This window comes from Aestuariivita sp. (genome assembly GCF_021404545.1).
Lineage (GTDB): Bacteria > Pseudomonadota > Alphaproteobacteria > Rhodobacterales > Rhodobacteraceae > Aestuariivita.
Genome location: NZ_JAAWWD010000089.1, coordinates 1 through 1,042 on the forward strand (window position 1 = coordinate 1; position 1,042 = coordinate 1,042).

The 1,042-nt window shown below is 65.6% G+C and carries 1 pseudogene; it reads right to left on the reverse strand.

Annotated elements, in window-relative coordinates:
* Positions 1-173 precede the first annotated feature (173 nt).
* A pseudogene (locus tag HEP69_RS23495) lies at positions 174-959 on the reverse strand (RelA/SpoT AH/RIS domain-containing protein); the annotation flags it as partial.
* Positions 960-1,042 lie beyond the last annotated feature (83 nt).

Here is a 1,042-nt window from a genome sequence, read left to right on the forward strand (position 1 = left end):
CCCCCCCCCCCCCACGCCCCAGGTGCGCTCCAACTCGTCCCCCCACCGGCCCCACTCCCCCTGCTCGACCTCGACCCCCCCCCCCGGTGTGCCGAACCCGGTCACCAGCGAAAAGGCCGGGTGCGCAACCCATGGCCAACGGTTTCCCAGCTCGGAGCATCAGGGGCCCCCCCCCCCCGCCCGCGATAGGGGACGCCCACGATCCCCTCGCCCCGCAACGGCCGACAGCAGCGGGCCCGCCCAAAACTCTGATCCGCGCCCAGACCGATCACCGCGCGGTCGCGCGTCACCTCATTGCCCGCCTCAGGCATGAGATCCGGGTAAACGGCATGCAACACTTGATGCGCGGTCAACTCGGCACTGCCCAAACGCGCGCGCACCTCATCGGCATCCCGCAGACGCAGCGTGCGCGCCGCAGCCTCCAAGGCTTTGTCGGTGGCCTTCTTGCCCACATGCTCGAACGCCGAACGCGCCAATTCCCGCCCCAGCTTGATATAGCGATCACGGTCCAGCTCGCGCAGAGCCCGCCGGATGGCGGCGCGGGCCTTGCCGGTGGGGGCAATATCAAGCCATGTTGCCTGTGGCGTCTGCCCGTCGGCGGTAATCACCTCGACCGATTGGCCATTCTTGACCCGCGTCCAGAGCGGCACGCGCATCCCGTCCACCTTGGCCCCGACACAGGCATGACCAATCCAGGGGTGAATGGCATAGGCAAAATCAATCGGCGTGGCCCCACCCGGAAGTTTGATCACATCGCCCTTGGGGGTAAAGCAGAACACTGGGTCCGAATACATCTCGAGCTTGACCGCTTCGAGAAAATCCTCGTGATACTCCTCGGCGTCGAACTGCTCGCTGACGCTCGAAATCCACTTGGCCGGATCGACGCCAAAAGAATTCTCAGACGGCATCCCATCCGGAACGGACCAATGCGAAGCCACGCAGTGTTCTGCCAGTCAATGACGGGCTGTCTGGCGGGACAGACCACGACCCGTATGGCCGCACGGACCCCACAGGGTGGGGGAACCAAGCGGACAACGGTAAA